Genomic DNA, 23,438 nt, shown 5'->3' with positions numbered 1-23,438 from the left:
TAGGCAGGCCATATGCCCGAACAGACCGAATCCGAAAGCCGCAAGCTGCTGCGCCGCTTGCGCGACGCGATGGCCGAAGACAGCGCCGGACAGGCGCGTCTGGACAAGATCACGCATCTGATCGCTGATTCGATGGGCACGGAAGTGTGCTCGATCTACCTGTTCCGCGATCTCGAAACGCTTGAACTCTGTGCAACCGAAGGCCTCAAGGCCGAGGCCGTGCACCAGACCCGCATGAAGCTGGGCGAGGGCCTCGTGGGCCGTGTCGCCAAATCCGGCAGCATCATCAACACCGCCAACGCCCCGCAGGAAAAGGGCTTTCGCTTCATGCCCGAAACCGGCGAGGAGATCTATTCGTCCTTCCTCGGCGTGCCGGTCCAGCGGCTGGGCGAAAAGCTGGGCGTGCTGGTCGTGCAGTCGCGCGAGGCGCGCGAGTTTTCCGGCGATGAGGTCTATGCCCTCGAAGTGGTCGCCATGGTGCTGGCCGAGATGACCGAACTGGGCGCCTTCCAGGGCGAAGGTGCGGCCCTTTCGGCACGTCACCAGCAATCGGTGCTGATCCGTGGCACCACCGCGCAGGAAGGTGCTGCCGAAGGCCATGTCTGGCTGCATGAACCGCGCGTGGTGGTCACCAACCCGATCTCGGAAGATCCGCACAAGGAAATGGAACGCCTGCAGGGCGCGGTGGAACAGCTGCGCCTGAATGTCGATGCCCTTCTGGCCAATACCGTAGGCGACAAGGACCAGAACGAGGTGCTGGAAGCCTACAGGATGTTCGCCAATTCCAAGGGCTGGATGCGCCGGATGGAGGAAGACATCGCCCGCGGCCTGACCGCCGAGGCGGCGGTGGAAAAGGAACAGTCCAACGCCCGCAACCGCATGGAACAGGTGACGGACGCCTATCTGCGCGAAAGGCTTCACGATCTTGATGATCTTTCGAACCGTCTTCTGCGCATCCTGACCGGACAGGGCAAGGATACCGGCGCCGAAATGCCCGCCGATCCCATTCTGGTCGCGCGCAACATCGGCCCCGCCGAACTGCTGGATTACGGCCGCAGCCTGCGCGGCATCGTGCTGGAAGAAGGATCGGTCGGCTCGCATGCTGCCATCGTCGCCCGTGCGCTGGCGATCCCGCTGGTGATCCGCGCCGCCCGCATCACGACCGAGGCGCTGAACGGCAACCTGATCATGGTCGATGGGGATCAGGGCGTGGTTCACCTGCGCCCCGAGGAAACCGTGGCCTCCGCCTTCCGCGACAAGATCGCCATGCAGGCCCAGGCGCAGGAACGCTATACCTCGATCCGCGACAAGCGTGCCGAAACCCCCTGCGGCCGCGTGATCGGGTTGCACATGAACGCAGGCCTCATGGCCGACCTGCCCAGCCTTGCCGGATCAGGCGCCGAGGGCGTGGGCCTGTTCCGCACCGAATTGCAGTTCCTGGTCCGCAACCAGATGCCCAAACGCTCGGAACTGTCGGCCCTCTATGCCCGCGTCCTCGATGCAGCGCAGGGCAAGCGCGTCGTGTTCCGCACCCTCGACATCGGGTCGGACAAGGTGCTGCCCTACATGAAGCCCAATGACGAGCCGAACCCGGCACTTGGCTGGCGCGCGATCCGCGTCGGCCTCGACAAGCCGGGCGTGATGCGCATGCAGTTGCAGGCGCTGATCCGTGCCGCCCATGGTCGCCCGTTGACCGTGATGTTCCCCTTCGTCGCCCAGTACGGCGAATACCTGGCCGCCAAGTCCGAGATGGACAAGGCGATGGAGCGTGAACGCATCCTTGGCCATCCCCTGCCCGAGCGGCTTGAGGTGGGCGCGATGCTGGAAACCCCCAGCCTTGCCTTCGCCCCCGAACAATTCTTCGAAGAGGTGCAGTTCCTTTCCATCGGCGGCAACGACCTCAAGCAGTTCTTCTTCGCCGCCGACCGCGAGAATGAGCGCGTCCGCCGCCGCTACGACACGCTGAATGTCAGCTTCCTGACCTTCCTCGAGAATATCGTCGAACGCTGCCGCGCCACCTCGACCCCGCTCAGCTTCTGCGGCGAGGACGCGGGCCGCCCGGTCGAGGCCGCATGCCTCGCCGCCATCGGCTTCGACATGCTCTCGATGCGCCCCGCCTCCATCGGCCCGGTCAAGTCGATCCTGCGCCGCACCCGCCTTGACGGCCTGCGCGACGTGATCCATGCCGCCCGCGCCCGCGGCGAGGAAACCGCAAGGCCTGCGGTGATGGAATACCTCGCCAGCCAAGGGTGAGGGGCACCCCGGAAGTGCAGCGCCTCCCCCCGCGCGGAATCAAGGCGCGGCACGCGCCGCCGCGCAATCGCCGACCCGCCCCCCGGGGCGGCGATTTGGCAACTGTTGCGACATGAACCGCCGTTCGATGACCGGGCAACCATAAACCGCCCCGAACACCCCTCGCATCGCCCCCCCGCGTGTCGGCGACCGCACGGCATCAAATGTTCAGAGTAGGGCTATTGCGTACGGTGGTCAAAAGCCCAGTTTCCATTCTACAATGCTTTGCTGATTTTCATTGCATACGAAACCTCAGGCAGAAGCCTTTCTGACCGCCCTGTGCTGATTGAATCCACAAGAGATTTTAATGCTGCTTGGCTGGCGACTACCCCAGCAGGCACGACGCCACCAGCAACGTAGGCTGCGCCTATAGCGGGAACCCCGTCCTTCCAGAAAGAGTAACCGGCTTGACGGAGTTGGCGGGCTGCCAATGAAGAAGTTGCCTCTTCTATGATCCTCGCCTTTGGGGCTAAGGAAAGTCTGAAAAACCTGCCGGTTTCAGTGTGATGTGGTAGGCTGCGGGCATCGATCGAAGGAGACCGTGTTCATGCCCAAACAGCCCGCCATTCCCGGCCTTTGCGACGCGATGAAGAAGAAGATCACACGGCGCGAGCAGTTTCTGGCAGAGATGGATGCGGTGGTTCCGTGGGGGCGGCTGCTTGCGCTGATCGCGCCACATTACCCGAAGGTTGGGCCGAAGGGCGGGCGGCCTCCGATGCCGCTGGAGACGATGCTGCGCATTTACTTCCTACAGAATTGGTACGCCCTGAGCGACCCGATGGCCGAAGAGACGCTGTATGACAGTGAAGCGATGCGCCGCTTCGCTGGGATCGAACTGGGCTATGACCGCATCCCCGACGAGACCACCATCCTCAACTGCCGGCATCTTCTTGAGCGTCACGGGCTGACCGAGGTGATCTTCGCCGAAGTGAACGCGCATCTGGCAGACAAGGGGATCACGCTGCGCTCTGGCACGCTGGTGGATGCCACGATTATCGATGCGCCGTCTTCGACCAAGAACCAGGCCAGGGCGCGGGACCCCGAGATGTCTTCGACAAAGAAGGGCAATGACTGGTATTTTGGCATGAAGGCCCATGTCGGTGTCGACGTGGACAGCGGCACTGTCCACAGCCTAGAGGCCACGACCGCAAAGGTGCATGACAGCCGGGTCTGGGATGAACTGCTCCATGGCGAAGAGAAGTCGGTCTGGGCCGACAAGGGCTATGTCAGCGCCGAGCGCGAGGCTGCGTTCAGCAAGGATGGCAAGGTCTGGGGTGTGATGCGCAAGGCGCCCAAGGGCGGCAAGCTCGACCCCATCGACGAGGAGATCAACCGGATCATCGCCATGGTGCGCGCCAAGGTCGAACATCCCTTCCGGGTCATCAAGCGGCAGTTCGGTCACATGAAAACGCGGTATCGCGGTTTGGCAAAGAACCGGGCCCATCTGTTCACACTGTTCGCGCTCGGCAACCTGTTCCTCGTCCGACGACGGCTACTGGCATGAGGACGAGTTTGTCGGAAATCGGCATCAACGCCGCTCAGGCGGCTCAAACAGCGCCAAAATCACTGGAAACGGTGCTTGTCTGGCCCCATAGTGCCCTCAAGCGGCAATATCGGCGCAGCCGAGGCCGTTGATCAGACTTTCCCTAAGTTAAACGCCGCCTCGCTTTCGGCCCACCGCAATAAGTCTTTGTGGTCACCGTCTTTCAAACGTTCGTAAGTTTGTTGCGCCAGTGTCGACACTGCGTCTAGGTATTGATGTCGCTCTTCCTTAAGATCTTCCTTGATGCGCTCGATTTCCTCATCAGCCACAAGGTTGAAGGATACATTCGGGAGCATGATTTCCAAACCCACTGCAGCGAGGCAAAGAATCGCGGTCTGGGCGCTTAATCCACAATCCCTTAAATGCGCCCGATGCACCACTTCCGAGGCCGACAACACAAATTCTCTCTTTAGAACGACTAGACCGGACATGGCGCCTGTTTCTGGATCTGCAGGTTTCTCCCATGATCCTTCTATCAGATACACTAGCGCGGGCATTTCCAGAGATTTTGGGTCGCCAGGGAGCAAATCATGCTCTTTAAGAATACGGCGCTGTATAGGGTTGAGGTTATCGACGTGCAAACCAAACCCTTGAATGGTTTCTTGCTTTGACCATTCGCTATTAAGGTAAAACACTGCGGGAGTAACTGTGTCAGCAACAAATCTGACACAACTTAGGAAACGCCTATTCGGCGGTCCATTCTTTTCGCTTATATCTAGCGCGGCCCGAAAAAACAGTTATTACTCCCTTCCTACACAGTGTTTCGTTTGTGTGGCCCCTCCATGAGCTTCCACAAACAATCACAACATCACCAAGCCAAATAGTTGCGTACAGGTGCGCCTGAAATCAAGACATTATGTGGATATCTCGACCTCCCGCTCCGCCCAGCAAAGCAGCTATGCGTTGATGATGAAGCGAATGGCTGTACCCCACCCGAACCATCACCAACCTTGAACACGAAAAACGCGCCATCCCCCTCAATCCGATAAAAAACGGTAAACGCGCCCCCGCAACCCATTGAAAACAAAAACCCCACGAAATGTCCCATCATGGGACGGGGGGCCGGGGCCGTCCTGACGGGCCTCAGATCTTGCGGCCTACGCCTTCCCAATAGGGCTTGCGCAGGCGGGGTTTGAAGATCTTGCCGCTGTCCTCGCGCGGCAGGGCCGCGTGGAAATCCACCTTGCGCGGATGTTTGAAGCGGGCCAGCTTGCCCTCCAGAAAGGCCATGACCTCGGCGGCATCAGGCGTCCAGCCGGGCATCGGCTCCACCGCCGCCACGACCTTCTCGCCGAACTCGGGATCGGGCGCGCCGAACACCGCCACATCGCGGATGAAGGGCGCGCGGATCAGCACCGCCTCGATCTCGGCGGGAAAGATGTTGGCCCCGCCCGATATGATCATGTCCTTTGCCCGATCCGTGATGAACAGGAACCCGTCCGCGTCCAGCCAGCCCAGATCGCCCACGGAAAAATGCCCGTGCTTTTCCGCCGCCGCCCGTGCTGCGGGATCGTTGGAATAGTCAAAGCCCCCGAACACATCCATGCGGGCGTGGATCTCGCCCACCTGTCCCGGCGGCAGCGGGGTGCCCTCGGCATCAAGGATCATCACCGTGCCGCCCATCTGCATCCGTCCCGCCGTTCCGGGCCGCGCCAGCGCCTCGGCCGAGGACACCATGGTCATGAACCCGATCTCGGTCGCGCCATAGCTTTCCCAGAACACCGGCCCCCACCAGTCGATCATCGCCACCTTCAGGTCATGCGGCCATGGCGACCCGGTGGACACCACGAACCGGACCGAGGACAGATCATGCCGCGCCTTGACCGCCTCGGGCAGTTTCAACAGGCGGCTCATCATCGTGGGGACCATGTAGACATGGGTGATCCGGTCCCGCGCGATCCGTTCCAGAAAGGCCTCGGGGTCGAATTTCGGGGCGACATGCACGCAGACGCCCGGCGTGACCAGCGCCGCCGCCGTCAGGGTCGAGGGGGCCGAGTGATAGATCGGCGCGGCGGTGAAGAAGCGGTCGCCAGCCGAGAGGCGCATCATCTCGTCGCCCACCTGCCGCAGAACGGGTTCGAAATCCCGCCGTGCCCCGGTGCTGGCGCGCCGCACCCCCTTGGGCCTGCCGGTCGAGCCGGAGGTGTAGCGCATCAAGGGCCGCGTCATCGCCTTTTCGGACAGGGGTTCGGCGGCATCGACCAGGTCGGCCCATTCCGCGCAATCCGGCGCGTCCGCGGCAGCGGCGGGTGAAATCCCGTAGGCTGCGCAAAGCGCCGGGCCCGGCGTGACGGCGATCACCTGCCGCCCATCAAGCACCGGGCGCAACGCGGCGATCAGATCGCGGTGGATGATCACCGTCCCTGCGCCGCTATCCTCGCAGATCGCGCCCACCTCTTCGGCGGCACCGTGCCAGTTCAGCGCGACGATCACCACGCCCGCATGGGCGGCCGCGCGCATCACCTCAAGCTGGGTCAGGTCGTTTCGCATGATCACCGCGACGGGCGTATCTTCGGCCAGACCCTGTGCGCGCATGGCCCCAGCCCCCTTGGCCGCCCGCGTCTCAAGCGCGGCGCGGGTCACGCGCCGGTCGTCGTCACCTACCCAAGCCTCGGTCATCGCGGTCTCCTCCTCCTGCTCCGGGGGGCAGTCTTGGGCAATTGCGCGCGATGTTCCACCCCTGATCGCCCAATGCATCGACCTTGTGCAAAACCGCGCCGTGGTGCATGAGCAGGCAACACCCCAGACAGTCGAGGGCACGGTGATGGATTACGGAAAACAGGGCGCAAACAAGTCGGCCAAGAACATGCCGCGCCACAAGGAACACAACGAGAAGGGAACCGACAAGAACCCTTACGGCAAGGCGGCCCCCAAGGCCGAACTGCTGGCCCGCATGAAAGCTGCGGCAGAGGCCAAGAAGAAGGGCTGAACCGCCCGCGGTCCGGTGTCAGAACCGGATCGTCGCCGCGTGATCGGCAAGGGCTGACAGCACGCTCATCGCGGCAAGGGCGGATGTGCGCGGATTTCCGGGCAGGGTCCGGCCGGTGATGGTCAGCCGCATCTCGCCGAAATCACCGCGCGCCGTGATCGCATGGGTATTGCCCTGCGCCGCTGGATCCGCGATCAGCCGCACCTGCGTGCCCTCGAAGCCCAGCCCGGCCAGGGCGACCGCCGCCGCGACATTGGCGTTCTTGGGATAGCGCAGCGCCGCCTGCCGCGCGTCCCCGTCGAAATGCACCGCCTCCGCCGTCATGGGCGCCCCAAGATCCAGCACCGCCTCGGCCGGCGATCCCAGCCAGCCCTGCGGCGGTTTGCGCCCCTCATAGGTCACGGCATCCAGCCGCCCCATCCGGGCCGCGCGCAGGGCATCAAGCCCGCCAATGGCCCCGGAACACAGGATCAGGCGAGTGCCACCATCACGGGCCGCCTGCTCCAGCCCGGCGGCAAGCGCCGCATCGGCCAGCGCCCCCAGCGACACGGTGATCAGCGGCACACCTGCCCGCAGAACCGTGGCCCCGTGCTGCGCCAGACCGGCATGGCCCGCGCAATCCACCATGATGTCGGGCAGGTCATCCCCGATGCGGTCGCGGCACATGACGGGACCCAGCGCGGCATGGGCCGCGTCGTGACGTCCCGCCCGCGCGATCACCAGCGAAAGCGACGCCCCCAACCCCGGCAGGCGCTGCGCCACATGCTGCGCGATGGCCCCATGCCCGATCAGCCCGACCCGCAGCATCGTGCCCTAGCCTTCGGCCGGGCGCGTGTAGTCGTCATCGCTGACATGTTCCATCCAGGTCACGGCAGAGCCGTCCAGCGCCTCCTGCATCGCCAGATGGGTCATGGCATTGCCCGGTGCCGCACCGTGCCAGTGCTTTTCGCCGGGCGCGAACCAGACCGTGTCGCCGGGCCGGATTTCCCGGACCGCCCCCCCCTCGCTTTGCGCCAGCCCCAGGCCCGACAGCACCAGCAGCGTCTGTCCCAAGGGATGCGTGTGCCAGGCCGTGCGCGCGCCGGGCTCGAAGGTCACGCTGACCGCGCGCAGGCGGGCGGGGTCCGGTGCCGTGATCACCGGCTCCATCCGCACATGGCCCGTGAAATAGGCCGCCTCGCCCCGTCCCGAGGGCCGTGCCCCGTTTTTCGTGATGTCCATGCCTGCGCTCCTCCTGCGGTTCTGCGCCCAGTGTCCCGAAAAGGGGCAGACAGGGCAAGCGCCGATCAGGTTCAGCGCCGGACGGGCTGGCGCACCAGTCGCTCGCGCAGACGTTGCGCCAGTTCGGCCTGCGGCACATCCCCGTCGATCGCCAGCTTGCGCAGGCCGAAATGCACATGGGCGATTTCCTGGTAGTAGCTGGTATAGGCGTAGTTCGTGGCCGCCCCCGCCACCGCCCCCAGCACGGGCACCGTCTGCGCCGCCAGCTTCTGGCCCAGCACGGTCGCAAGGCGCGGCGCGACACGGGCAATCAGGCCGTGCAGCACGGGCCCCGTCACCGTCAGCCGGGTCGAGATGAAGGCCAGGTCCGCCCCATCGTCACGCGCCAGAGGACCGGCGGCAGAAAACACCTGAAGGCAGTCGAACTGCACATTCTCGGCGGCGGGGTCGAAATCATATTCGACCGCAACTCCCTGGATGGCGCGCAACAGGATCGTGGTGGTGATCGGCAATTCCGCCAGCGCCGAAGGCAACCCGCCGAAGCCGCCCGCCGCCCCCATCGCCGTGGTCACGGCGGTGTTCATCCATCCGGGCTGATCACCGACCACCCCGCGCGAGCTTTGCGCGGCCTTCATCGCCCAATGCAGCGCGGCCTCTGTCCCCTCGCCCAGCCGGTCGCGAACCGGGGTCGGCAACCGCTCGAGCAGGGTTTCGGTCTGGCTGCCGATCAGGTTCAGCACCTGGATGCCAAGCCCGCCCGCGCGCGCATGGCGCAGGGCCAGCCTGTCCAGCGTGGCGTCGACATCGACGGGGATCAGCGAATGCGTTGTCATCGGGCCATCCTTGCAGCGGTTGCATGATAGATTGGATGCAGCGGCCCAAGGTTCAAGCACCCATGCTCAGGCAAATGGGCTGTGGATCACCCGACCCAGCGGGTCACGCGGCCCTTGACGCCCTGCCATGCGCCGTCGCTCAGATCCTGCCCCAGCACCCGGTCCGGGTTGGTGGGCGGCGGCATCTCGACCCCTTCGAGTTTCCAGAAACCGAAACGGTTGTAATAGGGTGCATCCCCTACCAGCATGACCCGGTCCCAGCCAGCGATGCGCGCACGCGCCAGGCTGTCCTTGATCAGCAGCGCGCCAAGCCCCTCGCCCTGCCGGGTGGGATGCACCGCGACCGGCCCCAGCAGCAATGCGGGGCTGTCGCCGACACGCACGGGCCAGTAGCGTATCGCCCCGGCCAGGATGCCGTCGCGATCCCGCGCCACAAGCGACAGGCCCGGCACCGGCGGCACGCCGTCGCGCAGGCGGTAGGATGACAGCGCCTCGCGGCCCGGCGCGAAACACAAGTCATAAAGCGCCTCGACCTCCCACCAGTCGGCGGATGTTTCCTCGGACAATTGGAACACCTGGGCCAGTCCTCGCGCGTCTTTTCCAGTTTCAGGTGGAAACGCCCCTAACATGGCGCTAGGTCAGGCACAAACCACAAGCAACGCCGAAGGCGACATAAACGAGGGACCTGATGTTCTACGAACCCAAGGACGGCCACGGACTGCCGCACAACCCGTTCAATGCCATCGTGACGCCGCGCCCCATCGGATGGATCTCGTCGCGCGGGCATGACGGCGTGGACAACCTTGCGCCCTATTCCTTCTTCAACGCTGTCGCCTATACGCCGCCGCAGGTGATGTTCGCCTCGACCGGGACCAAGCCCGATCGTGACGGCACCAAGGATTCGGTTGCCAATATCATCGAAACCGGGGTGTTCTGCGTGAATATCGTGGAATTCGCCATGCGCGATGCGATGAACGCCTCGTCCAAGACGCTGCCCGCCCACCAGTCCGAATTCGACCATGCCGGGCTGACGCGCGCGGAATGCACCACCATCGCCTGCGCCCGCGTGGCCGGTGCGCCCGCGGCGCTGGAATGCCGCCTGACGCAGATCGTGACCCTTGAGGGCGAGGGCAACACCCTGGTGCTGGGCGAGGTGACGGGCGTGCACATGCGCGACGATTGCCTGGTCGACGGGGTGTTTGACGTCACGACCTTCCGCCCGCTCAGCCGGCTGGGCTATCGCGACTATTCGGTCGTGACCGAACTTTTTGCGCTCAGCCGCCCCGACGACTGATCACGGGCGCAATCACGGCTTGCGGCCCCCGCCGGAGGGGGTAACCTGACGGCAACGCAGGACAGCAAGGAACGGGCAGGCCCATGCAGACACGGATCGGGATCATCGGCGGATCGGGCATTTACCAGCTGGACAGCCTGGAAAACCCCGAATGGGTCAGCGTCACCAGCCCTTGGGGCATGCCTTCGGACCAGATCCTGACCGGCGTGCTGGACGGGGTGCCCATGGCCTTTCTGCCACGCCACGGGCGCGGTCATGTCCATGCCCCCTCGGATGTGCCCTACCGCGCCAATATCGACGCATTGAAACGGCTGGGTGTGACCGATGTGATCAGCGTCAGCGCCTGCGGCTCGTTCCGCGAAGCGATGGCGCCGGGCGATTTCGTCATCGTGGACCAGTTCATCGACCGCACCGTGGGCCGCGCATCAAGCTTTTTCGGATCGGGCTGCGTGGCCCATGTCAGCCTGGCCCACCCCACCTGCCCGCGCCTGTCGGCTGCCTGCGCCGATGCGGCCCGCGCCGCCGGTGTGACGGTGCATGAGGGCGGCACCTACCTTGCCATGGAAGGTCCGCAGTTCTCGACCCTGGCCGAAAGCCGCATGTACCGCGAGGCCTGGGGCTGCGACGTCATCGGCATGACCAACATGCCCGAGGCGAAACTGGCCCGCGAGGCCGAGCTTTGCTACGCCAGTGTCGCCATGGTCACCGATTACGACTGCTGGCACCCCGACCATGACGAGGTGGACGTTGCCCAGGTCATCGCGACGCTGGGTGCGAACGCCGCCCATGCCCGCGCGCTGGTCGCAGGATTGCCCGCACGACTGGGCGCAGAACGCGCGCCCTGCCCGCATGGCTGCGACCGGGCACTGGAACACGCGATCATGACCGCCCCCGACCGGCGCGACCCCGCCCTGCTGGCCCGCCTTGATGCGGTGGCGGGTCGTGTTCTATAGCACTGAGCATCACAGCGCATCCCGGAGCCCCCATGAAAACCGTCAAGGATTACATCCGCACCATCGTCGATTTCCCGCATGAAGGGATCCTGTTCCGCGACGTGACCACGCTTTTCGCCGATCCGCGCGGCTTTCGCATGGCGGTGGACCAGATGCTGCACCCCTACGCGGGGCAGCGCATCGACGTGGTCGTGGGGCTTGAGGCGCGCGGCTTCATCCTGGGTGGCGCCATCGCGCATCAGCTTGGCACCGGCTTTGTGCCGATCCGAAAGAAGGGCAAACTGCCCGGCACGACGATCAGCCAGGACTACAAGCTGGAATATGGCGAGGCCATCGTCGAGATCCATGACGACGCCATTCAGGCCGGCCAGCGCGTGCTGATCGTCGATGACCTGCTGGCCACTGGCGGCACGGCCGAGGCCGGGATCAGCCTGGTGGAACGGCTGGGCGGTGCGATCGTGGGCTGTGCCTTCATCGTGGATCTGCCGGACCTGGGCGGTCGCAAACGGCTTGAGGCGCTTGGGATGGAGGTGCACGCACTTTGCGCCTTCGAGGGGCTGTGACGCCTGGCTGATCGCAAGAGGGGGGGCTGTCTGCCCCCCGTCCCTGCGGGACTCCCCCCGAGGATATTTGCGGCAAGAAGATCTCAGGCCTGGCGCAGAACAGCACCGGGGTTGAGAATTCCGTTGGGATCGAGCGTGTCCTTGATCTGGCGCATCACGGCCAGTTTCACCGGATCGCCATACCGTTCCAGATCGTCGATCTTCAGACGGCCGATCCCGTGTTCCGCACTGACCGAGCCGCCCATCTGGTGCACCAGGTCATGCAGGTCGTGCTTGACCCGGTCGCGTTCGGCCATGTGATCCGCGCGCGTCTTTCCGGGCATGGGGAAGACGTTGTAATGCAGGTTCCCGTCACCCAGATGACCAAAGCAATTGACGCGGAAGGCGCCGATCCCGGCGATCAGCGCATCGGCCCGCGTGATGAACTCCGGCACCAGCGCGACAGGCAGCGAGATGTCATGGCTCGAGACCGATCCGATACGGCGGTTCGCCTCGGGGATCTGTTCGCGCACCTCCCAGAACTGGTGACGCTGCGCCGCGTTCTGCGCGATCAGCCCGTCACTGACGAGGCCGGCGTCATGCGCCCGCTCAAACAGGGTTTCCAGCGCGGCGGCAGGGTCCAGCCCATGCGCAAGGCCTGCGTCGATGAGAACGAACCATTCGGGCGCGTGATCGAAGGGCTGGCGGATGTCCGGCAGGGTCTGGGCCAGGAAATGCAGACCGTTTGCATGCATCAGCTCGAAGGCGCTGATCCCCTCGCCCATCAGATCGCGCGCCAGTGACAGCAGGCCCAGTGCCGCAGCCGGGCTTTGCACGATCATCATCGCCGTGCCCTCTCCGGCCGGGCGCGGCACCAGCCGCAGGCTGGCCGCCGTGATCACGCCCAGCGTCCCCTCGGAACCGATCATCAGGTGGCGCAGGTCATAGCCCATGTTGTCCTTGCGCAGCCGCGACAACCCGTTCCAGATGCGCCCGTCGGCAAAGACCACCTCAAGCCCGAGGCAGAGATCGCGCGCATTGCCGTAGCGCAGCACGTTGACGCCCCCCGCATTGGTCGCAAGGTTTCCCCCGATCCGGGCCGATCCTTTGGCCGCGATGCTTAGGGGGAACAGCCGGTTCACGCCCTCGGCCGCGTCATGGATATCGGAGAGAATCGCGCCCGCCTCGGCGATCAGGACGTTTTCATCCGCATGGACCGCACGGATGGCGGTCATCCGCTCCATGGACAGCAACACGGGCGCGGGCCCATCCGGCATGATCTGCCCGCCCACCAGACCCGTGCCCCCGCCATAAGGCAAGACACCGATCCGGGCCGCGTTGCAGGCGCGCAGGACCTGTGCCACCTCGGCTGTCGTTTCGGGGGCGATCACCAGCCCGGCATGCCCCGCCCATCGTCCGCGCGGCTCTTCCAGGTAGGCGGGCGTCACCTCGCGGAAGGCGCGGGCGGGCAGATGATCGCGCAGGGCGCGGGCGAAATCGGGTGTGGCGGGGTTCAGCGTCATGTGCATGGTTCTATCACGCCGCCACTTGCCGTCCAGTGCGCGCGGCGCCTAGTCGTCCTCGCGCAGCAAGGCGGGCTGCAACAGCACGATCGTGGGCTGGCGTGGCAAGCCGCGCAGGGACAGCTCCAGCTGGTTTGCCCCCTCGTCAATCACGGCAAACTGGTCGCTCATCCCGGCGATGAAGGCGCGCAGGGTCGTCTCGCCGAACCAGTGCATCGGGATCACGACCGACGACCGCAGGCGCCCGATGACCCGCATCATCGTCTCGATGTCCAGCGTCAGCCCGCCATCGACCGGCGCCATGACCACATCAAGCCGCCCGATTGCGGCATATTGTTCGGGGCTGGGTTCCTGGTGCAGATGGCCCAGGTGACCGATGCACAGGCCCGCCACCTCGAAGATGAAGATCGAATTGCCGCGCGGCTCGACCCCGCCGAAAGACCGGATATCGGTCGAGACATTGCGCACCAGCATCTCGCCAAGATCAAGGTGATGCTCGACGCCGGCGCCGAATTCCTCGCCCCAGCCGCGCAGCACATGGGGAATTGCGGGGTCCGGCGCAGAAGTCCAATGGGTGGAATGGGCGTGGTTCATGGTGACCACATCCGGGATCAGGTCGACATTGCCGATGAAGCCGGTGAAATCGGTCACCGCGTTCAGCCCGCCTTCGGTCTGGATCAGGAACGAGGCATGGGCGACATAGCTGATCCGCACCGTGTCATCGGGCAGCGGATCACGGAAACTGGCCTTGTGGAGGTATTCAAGGCCGGGCGCCGATTGGGCAACGGCAATGCAATGGCTGGGTCTGCGGTCCTGTGCCGTGACCGGGGGGGCCGCAACAAGTGCTGATAAGGTGAGTGCAAGGGGAAATGTCAATCGGACCATCGGGCATCCTCCTTTTGTCGTGATGAGCTTAGTGCTTTCATCCGTCGTGACAAATGCGCGCCATGTCCCTGGACAAAGGTTCACGCCCCGAAGCTGCGGCGGGCAACATTCTTGATCGCGTCAACCGCACCATTGGCAAACTCCAGCGTCATCACGGCCACGGCATGCCGGAAGGGTGGCTCCACCTCTTGCCAGAGCCGAATAGCAAGAACGGCCGTCCCATCGGCCAGCCAGATCACATCCACATCTTCCGCAGGGTGGTCGATGCAGCCGACCAGCTGGACGGCATGCACGCCCGTCAGATTGGCCTCGCAGGCGCCGGTGATCGCGTCGAGGCCCATCTCGAGAGTAAGGCGCAATCTCGGGCTGGTCACTTTGCAAAAGTCTCGACCGATGTGACCGGACCCAGCCGCCGCGCGGCGTCCATTCCGATGAACACCTGCACGCGGCGATCATTGCGCAGAAAACCCCGCCGCAACCCGAAAATCGCCATCACGGGGGCAGGTTCGGACAGGGTATCTTCAAGCGTGATGCCGATGTTTCGGGCGCCCATGGATGACAGAACCGGCTCCAGTTGGTCAAGCGCAACACCCGCCAGGGCAGATTGCAATTTCACCTCGAGTTCTTCGACGCTGTCGGTCACGGCAAGTTGTGGCAATCGGTCGGCCATGGCATCTCCGGGGTTGGGCGCAAGCAGGGCCAGACAGGCCGACAGCATGAAGGCAAGGTGATCGCGCCGGGTCACAGGCTCATTCCCGAACCGGGCGCATCGCCGCTGGGCTTGCGGCGCGGAAGGCCGACACGCTCGGCCAGCGACATCGCGAAAGAGTTGCTGTTGGGGCCTGTCGCAACATAGCGGATCCGGCGTTCGTCAATCGCGATCCCAGCATTGATCAAAGGCGTGTGAAGGTTTTCGTCTTGATCTGCCAGCGTTACAAATCGGTTCGTTGGCGAATATTCACCGCTGCGCCAATAATTCGGAAAATACGTGAACTTGAGATACCCCATGTCTTCAGGGTCATCCGGGTCGGCTTCATGACCCTCTTCGACAGACTTTGTCGCATCACTTTGCATGGCACCGAACATCGGTCCCGCGATACCCGGATCACCGTCAACGGATGGGAATGCGCTATAGGTCGAGATGATGCCCGTCGCACCGCTACGATTCCAGCCCAGAACGAAAAGATGGTGCCATGAATAAACGTATGGAACGCTACCCAGCTGCCGGATGCCCATTTCATAACGCCATTCAGGGCATGTCGCACAGGTGCGGGCCTCACGATCCGCGCGATCGGCCGCCATTGTTCCTTCGGCGCTTGAGCCTGAGCCCGAAGCCTCGGACCCGCGACTGCCGGCCGATCCAGAGCCGCTGCCGAGGCTGCCCCCCTGCGAGGCGGTCGACCCTCCTTCGGAACTGCCGCCAGCCCCGCGCGTGTCGCTGCTCTGTGATATGCCAGCGGCGTCTTGCGCGTCCTCTGCTACTGATGATGACATGACACTAGAACTCCACTTCACTGCGCAGAAGATGCGGTTTTATATCATGAACAAGGGAAAACATGCACTGTCCGTGCAGCACTTCCAGAAAAATTGCTGCACCTGCCTTTGCCGGTGCGCAGCGTGACGCGATGCGATCGTTCAGCATCGTCGCGGCATCAGCGCCGTAATGGGCATGGATTGCATAGGCAATGTCGGTACATTTGCGCACCACCGCGTAATCCATGCCGCGGAGTGACAAACGCGCGCGCGCCAGCCTGTAGACTTGGCGCGGCGCACAGCCGCGCTTGAACCTGCGTTCAAGCTGTCGCGCATGGGCCAGCGACACCATGGCTGTGCCAGCATCGAACACCAAGGCCAGATCACCTGCCCTGTCAGGGGGGGCAAGGGCACAGGCCGCCAGCGCTGTATCGGCAGACGCGATTTCACCCTCGATGATCACCGTGAAACCACGCAGGCTTTCCAGCGGGGACAACAATTGCCGTTTTTCGAGAAACAGAATGAAATACAGGAAGAATTCGGGTTCCCAGAAGCGGCAGTAATACCATTTATCGTCGAGGTCGCGCAGACGCGTCAACTTGCGCAGGGCCTGCCGCATCGCGACAAGATCGCTGTCAGCGCGCAGGAAGGTGCACTGCCCCGCATTGGCAAGGGTCGCGAATAAAGTCCGATGTATATCCGACGGCGGGTGCGCATTGTCCTGGTGCGCCAACGTCAAATCGATCAGCCAAGGTGCATAAGGTGCCAGCGGCGATTCCTCATCCAGATCGAAAAGGCAGACGCCCGGCACATCAGCTTGCGTCAATGCCTGGGCGATATCGTCATCCGCGCCCATCCAGCGGGCCGCCTCGATCAGCGCGTAAACCCGCCCCGTGCCCTGCTGTGCAAAAAGTGCATGCCATAGCTGCGGCGCGATCCAGCGCGGCGCCCCATCCGGGGTGTCATCCGATGCACGGTGGGCCGGGCGCAACTGCACACGCGTGGCGCCGCTTTGCGATATGCCCGCAGTGCTTTCGCGCAGAACTGTGGAGATCCCCACGCCTTGCGCCAGGTCTGCCTGGTTTTGCTGACCAGGATCCAGTGGCGCAATTTTTGCGTCAATCAGCGACCGGCCGTCCTTGATCAGGCTGGAGCGCAAGATGGAGTGAGCCTGGACTTCGGTCTGTGCTTCGATGGCCCAGTCTGATTGCGCTTGCTGTCCATCACGGGACAGGTATCGCGCATGGGCAAACCACAGGGCCATGCAACATTCCTTGCAACAAAACTCACCACACGCGGTCGAGGGTCTTAAACTGAAAAGCGCATGTCAAGGCCCCTATGCAATCATGGGCCTTTGCATGTCGGCCTCAGCCCACGTCAGTGCGCCCGCGCCGGTCCATCCGCAGGGACGCGTAAAGCACATGGGTCCGCCAGCGCCCTGCGATCTGCAGATAGCTTTGGGCCACGCCCTCGTATTTGAAGCCGCAGCTTTCCAGCAACCCGCGCGAGGGTGTGTTCTCGGGCAGGCAGGCGGCCTCGATCCGGCTGAGGTCGAGGCGGTGAAAGGCGTGATGCACCACGGCCTCGATCGCCTCGCGCATGTAGCCCTGGCGCGCATGGCTGCGCCCGATCCAGTAACCCAGTGTGCCCGCCTGTGCGGGACCCCGGCGGATATTGTCCAGCGTGATCGCGCCCAGCAGGCAATTGTCTTCGCGCCGGATCAGGAATAGCGGCAGGGCCGATCCGTTGCCAATGGTACGCTGCGCCCAGTAGACGCGGTTGGTGAAGGCCTTGCGCGACAGGTGATCGGTCGCCCAGGTCGGTTCCCACCGGGTCAGGAAATCCTCGCTGTCGCGGCGCAGCCCGACCCAATCGCGGAAATCGGCATGGGCCGGAGGCCGCAGGGTCAGGCGTGCGGTCTCGATCCGGACTTTCCGACGCCCCAACAGCATCAGGCGGCGCGCCTGTCCTGGATTGCCTGCCAATCGGGTGCCCCTGAAACAGGACCATAAAGCGCCAATGCCGCAGGGGCCGCGCCGATCATATGCGCGGCCATGGCGCGCACGTCATCGACCGTGACCGCGTCGATGTGATCGACCACCTCGGCCAGCGGCGGAATGCGGCCCCAGACCTGCATCTGCCGCGCCAGGCGTTCCGCCCGGTTCGAGGGGCTTTCCAGCCCCATCAGCAGCCCCGCCTTCATCTGGGCGCGGGCGCGGGCGACTTCGGCCTCGGTCATGTCATCGGCGGCGCGCTTCATCTCGTCCAGGGTGATCGCGGTCAGATCGCCCAGATCCTCGGCCGAGGTGCCGGCATAGATCGTCATCATGCCGGTATCGGCATGGGCGCCGGCCTGCGCGAAGATGGTGTAGCACAGCCCGCGTTTTTCGCGCACCTCCTGGAACAGGCGGCTCGACATGCCGCCCCCAAGGGCCGAGGCGTAGATCTGCGCGGTATAGATCGCAGGATCGGTATAGTCCGGCCCCTCGAAGGCCAGGGCAAAATGCGCCTGTTCCAGCGTCTTTTCGACCCGGTGCTCGCCGCCGATGAAATGCGCGGGCGCCGGATGGTGCAGGCGGCCCTTGGGCAGATGGCCAAAGATCGCCTCGGCCTCGGCGACGATGGCGTCGTGATCCACCGCCCCTGCCGCCGACAGGATCATGTTGGCCGGGCTGTAATGTTCGGCCACGAAGCCTTTCAGATCGTCGCGCCCGAAGGCCCGGATCCGTTCGGCCGGTCCCAGAATGGTGCGCCCCAGCGCCTGGTCGGGATAGGCCTGTTCCTGAAGCCAGTCGAAGATCACGTCATCGGGCGTGTCCAGCGCCTGCCCGATTTCCTGCAGGATCACGCCGCGCTCGACCTCGATCTCGCCGGGGTCGAACACCGGGTTCAGCACGATGTCGGACACGACGTCCAGCGCCAGCGGCACATCCGCCTCAAGCACGCGGGCATAATAGGCCGTCGCCTCGCGCGAGGTATAGGCGTTGATATAGCCGCCCACATCCTCGATCACCTCGGCGATCTCAAGCGCAGAGCGGCGCTTGGTGCCCTTGAAGGCCATATGTTCCAGAAAATGCGCGATCCCGTTCTGTTCGGGGCGTTCATGCCGCCCGCCGGACAGGACCCAGATGCCGATGGCCGCCGATTGCAGCCCCTCCATCCGTTCGGTGACGATGCGCAATCCGTTGGCAAGGGTGTGGGTGCGGACGGTCAATTGGCGATACGCTCTCTGATCAGGGATTCGATGGCGGCAAGGTCATTGCCGATCCGGGTGACACGCTCGGGCCGGTCGTAAAGATCGGCCATGCGCGGCGGCAAGGGCGGGCGCACGGTTGTCGCCGCCTCGACCGCATCGGGGAATTTCGCGGGATGCGCGGTGGCCAGCGTGATCATCGGCACGGCGGGATCGCGCAGCGTCTCGGCCACATGCACGCCGACGGCGGTATGCGGACACAGCAGCTCGCCCGTCGCCTTGAGGGTGCGGCCAATGGTGGCGCTGGTCTCGTCCTCGCCGCAGCGCCCCGAATTGAAGGCCTCGCGCAGCGCCTGCAGCGCGCCCTGGCTGACGGTGAACCCGCCTGCCTTCAGCTCATCCATCAGCTGCGCCACGGCAGCGCCATCCTGGTTGTAGGCGTAGAACAGCGCGCGTTCGAAATTCGAGCTGACCTGGATATCCATCGAGGGGCTGATCGAGGGGATCACCCCATCGGGGCGATAATCGCCCTGCGACAGGCAGCGGTGGAGGATGTCATTGTGGTTGGTCGCCACCACCAGCCGGTCGATGGGCAGGCCCATGCGCTTGGCGATGTAGCCTGCGAAGATATCGCCGAAATTGCCGGTGGGCACGGTAAAGCTGACGCGGCGATCCGGGGCACCCAGGCTGACAGCAGAGGTGAAGTAATAGACCACCTGCGCCAGCACGCGGGCCCAGTTGATCGAGTTGACGCCCGCAAGACGCACCCCGTCGCGGAAGTCGAAATCGTTGAACATGTCCTTCACGCGGGCTTGCGCATCGTCGAAATGCCCGTCGATGGCCAGCGCATGGACATTGCTTTCCACCGGCGTGGTCATCTGGCGGCGCTGCACCTCGGACACGCGGCCATGGGGATAGAGGATGAAGACATCCACCGCATCAAGGCCGCGAAACGCCTCGATCGCGGCGGACCCGGTATCGCCGCTGGTGGCGCCGACGATGGTGACACGCTCGCCCGACCGGGCCAGCGCTGCCTGAAACAGCTGACCGATCAGCTGCATGGCAAAATCCTTGAAGGCCAGCGTCGGCCCGTGAAACAGCTCCAGCAGGTGATGGTTGCTGTCCAGCTGCACAAGCGGTGCGCGGGCGGCATGGCCGAAGCCGGCATAGGCGCGGGCGATGATGTCCTGGAATTCCGTATCGGTGAAGGTCTGGCCGATATAGGGGCGCATGATGCGAAAGGCGGCGTCCTCATAGGACAGGCCAGCCAGAGCGCGGATCGCCTCGGGCGACATCATGGGGATCGCTTCGGGCAGGTAGAGGCCGCCATCGCGGGCAAGGCCGGTCAGCATCGCCTGTTCGAAGGTCAGCACCGGTGCGGCGCCACGGGTCGAGATATACTGCACTGTCTTCAGCCTTTCACGGGTTTGCGGATGCGCCACAGGAAGAAACCGGTCATCACCGCCCAGACGATGGCCAGACCGAACCATGTGACGGCATAGCCCAGATGATCGTTCGGGATGCCGGATGTGTCCACCGGCAGGGGCGACAGCGCACTGTCCGGCAGCGACGTGGCGCGGGCGACGACCAGCACCGGCTCTGCCCCCAGCTGATCGGCCATGCGCGGCAGGTCGCGCGCGAACCAGATATCCGCCTTGGCGTCGGGTTCGGGCGTATAGCTGTCCACCTCATCGGGCCAATGCAGATTGCCCTGCACCGTCACGGGATCCGGGCCCGCCACCGGCGTGGGCGACTGGATCGGCAGAAAGCCCAGATCGACAAGGATCCGGCGTCCCTCAACATCCATCGGGCGGATGATGCGATAGCCAGCGCCGACCTGTTTCTGGCTGACAAGCACCCGGATGGCGGGGTCCTGCAGCACACCGCTGACGGTCACCGGCAGATAGCGGTCGGCCTGCGGGTCGGGCTGATCCGGCAGCGCCACGGGGGCGGCCACGATGCGCGCGTCGATATCGGCCAGGATCGCCTCTTTCCAGTCGAGGCGCTGCATTTGCCACACACCAAGCCCCACCAGCACCGCGGTGCCGGCCAGACCGAAGATCAAGGGAAGAAGGATACGCACCAAGTCGGATAGGCCCTTTGAACGTGGAAAGCGCGCGGAACCCGCGCGCTTTGCTTTCTTTCGTTTTGTCCGCCGGATTTCAACCGCTAATGCGGCATCCCCGGCGATCCGGACGATCAGCCGCCCCAGACGTAGACCGCAGCGAAGAGGAACAGCCAGACCACGTCAACGAAGTGCCAGTACCAGGCCGCCGCTTCGAAGCCGACATGCTTTTCCTGGCTGAAATGGCCGCGCTGCAGGCGGATCAGGCATACGAACAGAAAGATCGTGCCGACCACCACGTGGAAGCCGTGGAAACCCGTCGCCATGAAGAAGTTCGCGCCATAGATGTTGCCGGCGAAACCGAAGGCCGCGTGGCTGTATTCATAGGCCTGGAACCCGGTGAAGATCACACCAAGGGCGATCGCGATGATCAGGCCCCATTTCATGTCTTCGCGGTTGTTCTCATGCACCAGCGCATGGTGCGCCCATGTGGCTGCCGCACCCGAGCAGAGCAGGATCAAAGTGTTGATCAGCGGCAGGTGCCAGGGGTCGAAGGTCTCGATCCCGGCGGGCGGCCAGATGCCATCCACGGCGGGGCTGAGCGGGCCCATCGGATACATGGCGTGCTTGAAGAAGCTCCAGAACCAGGCCGCGAAGAACATGACTTCGGACATGATGAACAGGATGAAGCCATAGCGCAGGCCGATCCGCACCACGGGGGTGTGATCGCCGACCTGGCTTTCTGCCACGACATCGGCCCACCAGCCGAACATCACGTACAGGGTGCCGACAAAGCCGGCCAGGAACATCCAGGGCATCCCCTGCACCATCCACAGCACGGCCCCGTAGAGCATGACAAAAGCCGCAACCCCGCCCAGGAAGGGCCAGAGCGACGGGGCCAGAATGTGGTAATCGTGATTTTTCTCGTGCGCCATCTCGTTTCCCTCGTTGGAAGGCTTCTTAGTTCAGTGTGGTATCCGCGCCGGGGACAGCCACGTCAAGGGCTGCCTGTTCGGCGGGCAATTCGGTCTCGTAAAAGGTGTAGGACAGGGTGATCTGCTTCACGTACTGCCCGTCCCGGTCGGTAACGATCTCGGGGTCGACATAGAAGGTGACGGGCATCAGCACCCGCTCACCGGGTTGCAGGATCTGCTGCTCGAAGCAGAAGCACTGGATCTTGCTGAAGAACCCGCCCGCTTCATAGGGGGTCACATTGTAGCTTGCGGTGCCCGCCACAGGGCGGTCGGTCGGATTGTATGCCTCGTAGAAGGCAAGGCCCGTCTCGCCGATGCGGATCTCCATCTGCCGCTCGACCGGCTTGAACTCCCACGGCATGTCGCGGTCCTTGGAGGCATCGAACCGCACGATGATCGTCTGGTCCAGCACCTGATCGGGGGCGACGGTCGACACGCCCGTGGTGCCGCCGAACCCGGTGACACGGCAGAACCAGTCGTAGAACGGCACCGAGGCCCAGGCAAGACTGCCCATGACCACCACAAGACTGGCGGCCTGCACGACGGTTTTCGATTTGGGGGACAATGCCATCACTCAGTCTCCTTGCGCCGGGGCGGCACCGGGAATGATCTCGGGCCGCGATACATGATCGAACGCCTGCATCGGATTGCCGCTTGTGACCTTGACCACGGTCAGGCCGAAGACGATCGCGATGAACCCCAACAAGACCAGCGCCAGGCCGATGTTGCGCCCGGCACGGCGGCGGTGCAGTTCATGTTCGGCGCGCAGGCTCATCCCCAGCCTCCCAGGCCGTAGGGCCGCAAGGCGGCTTCGGCGAGGATCGCACCGAAATGCAGGAAAAGATATAGAAGCGACAGGCCGAAGAACGACTTTTCGACCTTGTACTTGTCATCCTGGCTGGTCGCCTCGTCGCGGCGCCAGATCCGCACCGCACCGATCAGGAACAGGGCGTTCAGCACCACGGCCACCGCCAGGTAGACCGGCCCGCCGATCGAGGTGAACCCCGTGCCGATCGCCAGCGGCGCCAGCAGCAGCGTATAGGCCAGGATATGGTTGCGCGTCACGCGACGGCCATGGGTGACCGTCAGCATCGGCACGCCCGCCTTTTCGTAATCGGCATTCATGAACAGCGCCAGCGCCCAGAAGTGCGGCGGTGTCCACATGAAGATCAGCAGGAACATCAGCACGGACTCAAGCCCGATGCCGCCGGTCGCCACCGCCCAGCCGATCATCGGAGGGAAGGCACCCGCCGCCCCGCCGATCACGATGTTCTGCGGGGTCCAGCGCTTGAGCCACATCGTATAGATGACGGCATAGAAGAAAATGGTGAAGGCCAGCAGCCCCGCCGCGACCATGTTGGACGCCAGCGCCAGCATCACCACGGCAAAGCCCGACAGCGCCACGCCCACGGCCAGCGCCTCGCCGGGTTCGACCTTGCCGGCCGGGACCGGCCGCTTGGCCGTGCGCTTCATCACCGCGTCGATATCCGCATCCCACCACATGTTCAGCGCACCCGAGGCCCCTGCCCCCACCGCGATGAACAGGATCGAGGCGAAGCCGATCATCGGATGCACGCCGACCGGGGCGGCCAGCAGACCCACCAGCGCCGTGAACACGACCAGAGACATCACACGCGGCTTTAGCAGCGCGACGTAGTCCCCAAAGCCCGCCTCGGGCTGGATCGTCTGGGTGTTGATGCTTGCGTCGGTCATGTGTG

At 64.3% G+C, this 23,438-nt stretch carries 26 protein-coding genes; 6 read left to right on the top strand and 20 right to left on the bottom strand.

Translation table 11 applies throughout. The features are described 5' to 3' along the window. Window positions 1-12 precede the first annotated feature (12 nt). Together ptsP and ACMUJL_RS17630 are read left to right on the top strand one after the other, a co-directional pair. The gene (ptsP, locus tag ACMUJL_RS17635) at window positions 13-2,253 is read left to right on the top strand and encodes a phosphoenolpyruvate--protein phosphotransferase (RefSeq protein ID WP_068293261.1); all 2,241 of its coding nucleotides are present in this window, start codon (window positions 13-15) and stop codon (window positions 2,251-2,253) included. A gap of 586 nt (window positions 2,254-2,839) precedes the next feature. Further along, the gene (locus ACMUJL_RS17630; RefSeq protein WP_375568772.1) at window positions 2,840-3,796 is read left to right on the top strand and encodes an IS5 family transposase; all 957 of its coding nucleotides are present in this window, start codon (window positions 2,840-2,842) and stop codon (window positions 3,794-3,796) included. Between the two features lie 131 nt (window positions 3,797-3,927). Here the strand turns inward: ACMUJL_RS17630 and ACMUJL_RS17625 are convergent, their stop codons facing one another. Beyond that, complete coding sequence (locus tag ACMUJL_RS17625) at window positions 3,928-4,470, bottom strand: hypothetical protein (protein WP_375572089.1); 543 nt, start codon at window positions 4,468-4,470, stop codon at window positions 3,928-3,930. 448 nt (window positions 4,471-4,918) lie between these two features. Then, entirely contained in the window at window positions 4,919-6,454 is a 1,536-nt protein-coding gene (locus tag ACMUJL_RS17620) for an AMP-binding protein (protein WP_375572091.1), read from the bottom strand. Window positions 6,455-6,554: 100 nt separating this feature from the next. On the opposite strand from ACMUJL_RS17620, the gene ACMUJL_RS17615 reads away from it, so the two are divergent. After that, the gene (locus tag ACMUJL_RS17615; RefSeq protein WP_375572093.1) at window positions 6,555-6,764 is read left to right on the top strand and encodes a hypothetical protein; all 210 of its coding nucleotides are present in this window, start codon (window positions 6,555-6,557) and stop codon (window positions 6,762-6,764) included. Window positions 6,765-6,782: 18 nt separating this feature from the next. On the opposite strand, the gene ACMUJL_RS17610 is transcribed toward ACMUJL_RS17615, so the two are convergent. From ACMUJL_RS17610 to ACMUJL_RS17595, 4 genes are all read right to left on the bottom strand, one after another. Beyond that, window positions 6,783-7,571, bottom strand: a complete 789-nt coding sequence (locus tag ACMUJL_RS17610; RefSeq protein ID WP_375572095.1) for an aspartate dehydrogenase — start codon at window positions 7,569-7,571, stop codon at window positions 6,783-6,785. 6 nt (window positions 7,572-7,577) lie between these two features. After that, window positions 7,578-7,985 (bottom strand): cupin domain-containing protein, encoded by a 408-nt coding sequence (locus ACMUJL_RS17605; protein WP_068293268.1) that lies wholly within the window; start codon window positions 7,983-7,985, stop codon window positions 7,578-7,580. 71 nt (window positions 7,986-8,056) lie between these two features. Further along, the gene (locus ACMUJL_RS17600) at window positions 8,057-8,818 is read right to left on the bottom strand and encodes an EcsC family protein (RefSeq protein ID WP_375572099.1); all 762 of its coding nucleotides are present in this window, start codon (window positions 8,816-8,818) and stop codon (window positions 8,057-8,059) included. Window positions 8,819-8,904: 86 nt separating this feature from the next. After that, a complete protein-coding gene (locus ACMUJL_RS17595; RefSeq protein ID WP_068293274.1) occupies window positions 8,905-9,393 on the bottom strand; it encodes a GNAT family N-acetyltransferase in 489 nt (162 codons plus the stop codon). Between the two features lie 113 nt (window positions 9,394-9,506). On the opposite strand from ACMUJL_RS17595, the gene ACMUJL_RS17590 reads away from it, so the two are divergent. The 3 genes from ACMUJL_RS17590 (at window position 9,507) to ACMUJL_RS17580 (ending at window position 11,628) form a co-directional block, all read left to right on the top strand. Then, complete coding sequence (locus ACMUJL_RS17590) at window positions 9,507-10,112, top strand: flavin reductase family protein (protein WP_068293275.1); 606 nt, start codon at window positions 9,507-9,509, stop codon at window positions 10,110-10,112. An 83-nt stretch (window positions 10,113-10,195) separates the two neighbouring features. Next, window positions 10,196-11,065 (top strand): S-methyl-5'-thioadenosine phosphorylase, encoded by an 870-nt coding sequence (locus ACMUJL_RS17585; RefSeq protein WP_375572102.1) that lies wholly within the window; start codon window positions 10,196-10,198, stop codon window positions 11,063-11,065. A gap of 32 nt (window positions 11,066-11,097) precedes the next feature. Continuing rightward, a complete protein-coding gene (locus ACMUJL_RS17580) occupies window positions 11,098-11,628 on the top strand; it encodes an adenine phosphoribosyltransferase (RefSeq protein ID WP_375572104.1) in 531 nt (176 codons plus the stop codon). A gap of 83 nt (window positions 11,629-11,711) precedes the next feature. On the opposite strand, the gene ACMUJL_RS17575 is transcribed toward ACMUJL_RS17580, so the two are convergent. The 14 genes from ACMUJL_RS17575 to cyoE all read right to left on the bottom strand — a co-directional run bounded on the left by ACMUJL_RS17575 (window position 11,712) and on the right by cyoE (window position 23,433). Further along, window positions 11,712-13,130 carry an FAD-binding oxidoreductase gene (locus tag ACMUJL_RS17575; RefSeq protein ID WP_375572106.1) on the bottom strand — a complete coding sequence of 473 codons (1,419 nt, stop codon included), beginning with the start codon at window positions 13,128-13,130 and terminating at the stop codon, window positions 11,712-11,714. A 48-nt stretch (window positions 13,131-13,178) separates the two neighbouring features. Then, window positions 13,179-14,015, bottom strand: a complete 837-nt coding sequence (locus ACMUJL_RS17570; RefSeq protein ID WP_375572108.1) for an MBL fold metallo-hydrolase — start codon at window positions 14,013-14,015, stop codon at window positions 13,179-13,181. Between the two features lie 80 nt (window positions 14,016-14,095). Next, complete coding sequence (locus ACMUJL_RS17565; RefSeq protein WP_375572110.1) at window positions 14,096-14,374, bottom strand: hypothetical protein; 279 nt, start codon at window positions 14,372-14,374, stop codon at window positions 14,096-14,098. An 11-nt stretch (window positions 14,375-14,385) separates the two neighbouring features. After that, window positions 14,386-14,760, bottom strand: a complete 375-nt coding sequence (locus tag ACMUJL_RS17560; RefSeq protein ID WP_068293285.1) for a hypothetical protein — start codon at window positions 14,758-14,760, stop codon at window positions 14,386-14,388. After that, entirely contained in the window at window positions 14,757-15,317 is a 561-nt protein-coding gene (locus ACMUJL_RS17555; RefSeq protein ID WP_068293286.1) for a hypothetical protein, read from the bottom strand. The genes ACMUJL_RS17560 and ACMUJL_RS17555 overlap by 4 nt, the downstream gene beginning before the upstream one ends. A gap of 196 nt (window positions 15,318-15,513) precedes the next feature. Beyond that, window positions 15,514-16,752, bottom strand: coding sequence for a DUF4123 domain-containing protein (locus ACMUJL_RS17550; protein ID WP_375572113.1), 1,239 nt, complete (start codon window positions 16,750-16,752; stop codon window positions 15,514-15,516). Between the two features lie 103 nt (window positions 16,753-16,855). Continuing rightward, window positions 16,856-17,440 (bottom strand): GNAT family N-acetyltransferase, encoded by a 585-nt coding sequence (locus tag ACMUJL_RS17545; RefSeq protein ID WP_068293291.1) that lies wholly within the window; start codon window positions 17,438-17,440, stop codon window positions 16,856-16,858. Further along, complete coding sequence (locus tag ACMUJL_RS17540) at window positions 17,440-18,702, bottom strand: M16 family metallopeptidase (protein WP_068293294.1); 1,263 nt, start codon at window positions 18,700-18,702, stop codon at window positions 17,440-17,442. The genes ACMUJL_RS17545 and ACMUJL_RS17540 overlap by 1 nt, the downstream gene beginning before the upstream one ends. Then, a complete protein-coding gene (gene thrC / locus ACMUJL_RS17535; protein WP_416914368.1) occupies window positions 18,699-20,087 on the bottom strand; it encodes a threonine synthase in 1,389 nt (462 codons plus the stop codon). The genes ACMUJL_RS17540 and thrC overlap by 4 nt, the downstream gene beginning before the upstream one ends. Before the next feature lie 5 nt (window positions 20,088-20,092). Beyond that, a complete protein-coding gene (locus ACMUJL_RS17530) occupies window positions 20,093-20,767 on the bottom strand; it encodes an SURF1 family protein (RefSeq protein WP_375572118.1) in 675 nt (224 codons plus the stop codon). A 113-nt stretch (window positions 20,768-20,880) separates the two neighbouring features. Beyond that, window positions 20,881-21,681: a cytochrome c oxidase subunit 3 gene (locus ACMUJL_RS17525; protein ID WP_375572120.1), complete on the bottom strand. Its 801-nt coding sequence runs from the start codon at window positions 21,679-21,681 to the stop codon at window positions 20,881-20,883. Window positions 21,682-21,706: 25 nt separating this feature from the next. After that, window positions 21,707-22,291, bottom strand: coding sequence for a cytochrome c oxidase assembly protein (locus tag ACMUJL_RS17520; RefSeq protein WP_068293301.1), 585 nt, complete (start codon window positions 22,289-22,291; stop codon window positions 21,707-21,709). Between the two features lie 3 nt (window positions 22,292-22,294). Next, entirely contained in the window at window positions 22,295-22,495 is a 201-nt protein-coding gene (locus ACMUJL_RS17515) for a hypothetical protein (protein WP_068293303.1), read from the bottom strand. Beyond that, on the bottom strand, window positions 22,492-23,433 hold the full coding sequence (gene cyoE / locus ACMUJL_RS17510; protein ID WP_068293305.1) for a heme o synthase: 942 nt from the start codon (window positions 23,431-23,433) through the stop codon (window positions 22,492-22,494). The genes ACMUJL_RS17515 and cyoE overlap by 4 nt, the downstream gene beginning before the upstream one ends. Between the last annotated feature and the right edge of the window lie 5 nt (window positions 23,434-23,438).

Source organism: Seohaeicola sp. (assembly GCF_048006315.1).
GTDB lineage: Bacteria > Pseudomonadota > Alphaproteobacteria > Rhodobacterales > Rhodobacteraceae > Seohaeicola.
Note: the sequence above shows the minus strand (reverse complement) of the source record. Positions and strands in the feature narration are given on the sequence as shown.

Coding starts and splice junctions, on each gene's coding strand:
- ptsP (WP_068293261.1), top strand. CDS start 13: ATGCCCGAACAGACCGAATCCGAAAGCCGCAAGCTGCTGCGCCGCTTG.
- ACMUJL_RS17630 (WP_375568772.1), top strand. CDS start 2,840: ATGCCCAAACAGCCCGCCATTCCCGGCCTTTGCGACGCGATGAAGAAG.
- ACMUJL_RS17620 (WP_375572091.1), bottom strand. CDS start 6,454: ATGACCGAGGCTTGGGTAGGTGACGACGACCGGCGCGTGACCCGCGCC.
- ACMUJL_RS17610 (WP_375572095.1), bottom strand. CDS start 7,571: ATGCTGCGGGTCGGGCTGATCGGGCATGGGGCCATCGCGCAGCATGTG.
- ACMUJL_RS17605 (WP_068293268.1), bottom strand. CDS start 7,985: ATGGACATCACGAAAAACGGGGCACGGCCCTCGGGACGGGGCGAGGCG.
- ACMUJL_RS17600 (WP_375572099.1), bottom strand. CDS start 8,818: ATGACAACGCATTCGCTGATCCCCGTCGATGTCGACGCCACGCTGGAC.
- ACMUJL_RS17590 (WP_068293275.1), top strand. CDS start 9,507: ATGTTCTACGAACCCAAGGACGGCCACGGACTGCCGCACAACCCGTTC.
- ACMUJL_RS17585 (WP_375572102.1), top strand. CDS start 10,196: ATGCAGACACGGATCGGGATCATCGGCGGATCGGGCATTTACCAGCTG.
- ACMUJL_RS17580 (WP_375572104.1), top strand. CDS start 11,098: ATGAAAACCGTCAAGGATTACATCCGCACCATCGTCGATTTCCCGCAT.
- ACMUJL_RS17575 (WP_375572106.1), bottom strand. CDS start 13,130: ATGACGCTGAACCCCGCCACACCCGATTTCGCCCGCGCCCTGCGCGAT.
- ACMUJL_RS17570 (WP_375572108.1), bottom strand. CDS start 14,015: ATGGTCCGATTGACATTTCCCCTTGCACTCACCTTATCAGCACTTGTT.
- ACMUJL_RS17555 (WP_068293286.1), bottom strand. CDS start 15,317: ATGGCGGCCGATCGCGCGGATCGTGAGGCCCGCACCTGTGCGACATGC.
- ACMUJL_RS17550 (WP_375572113.1), bottom strand. CDS start 16,752: ATGGCCCTGTGGTTTGCCCATGCGCGATACCTGTCCCGTGATGGACAG.
- ACMUJL_RS17545 (WP_068293291.1), bottom strand. CDS start 17,440: ATGCTGTTGGGGCGTCGGAAAGTCCGGATCGAGACCGCACGCCTGACC.
- ACMUJL_RS17525 (WP_375572120.1), bottom strand. CDS start 21,681: ATGGCGCACGAGAAAAATCACGATTACCACATTCTGGCCCCGTCGCTC.
- ACMUJL_RS17520 (WP_068293301.1), bottom strand. CDS start 22,291: ATGGCATTGTCCCCCAAATCGAAAACCGTCGTGCAGGCCGCCAGTCTT.
- ACMUJL_RS17515 (WP_068293303.1), bottom strand. CDS start 22,495: ATGAGCCTGCGCGCCGAACATGAACTGCACCGCCGCCGTGCCGGGCGC.
- cyoE (WP_068293305.1), bottom strand. CDS start 23,433: ATGACCGACGCAAGCATCAACACCCAGACGATCCAGCCCGAGGCGGGC.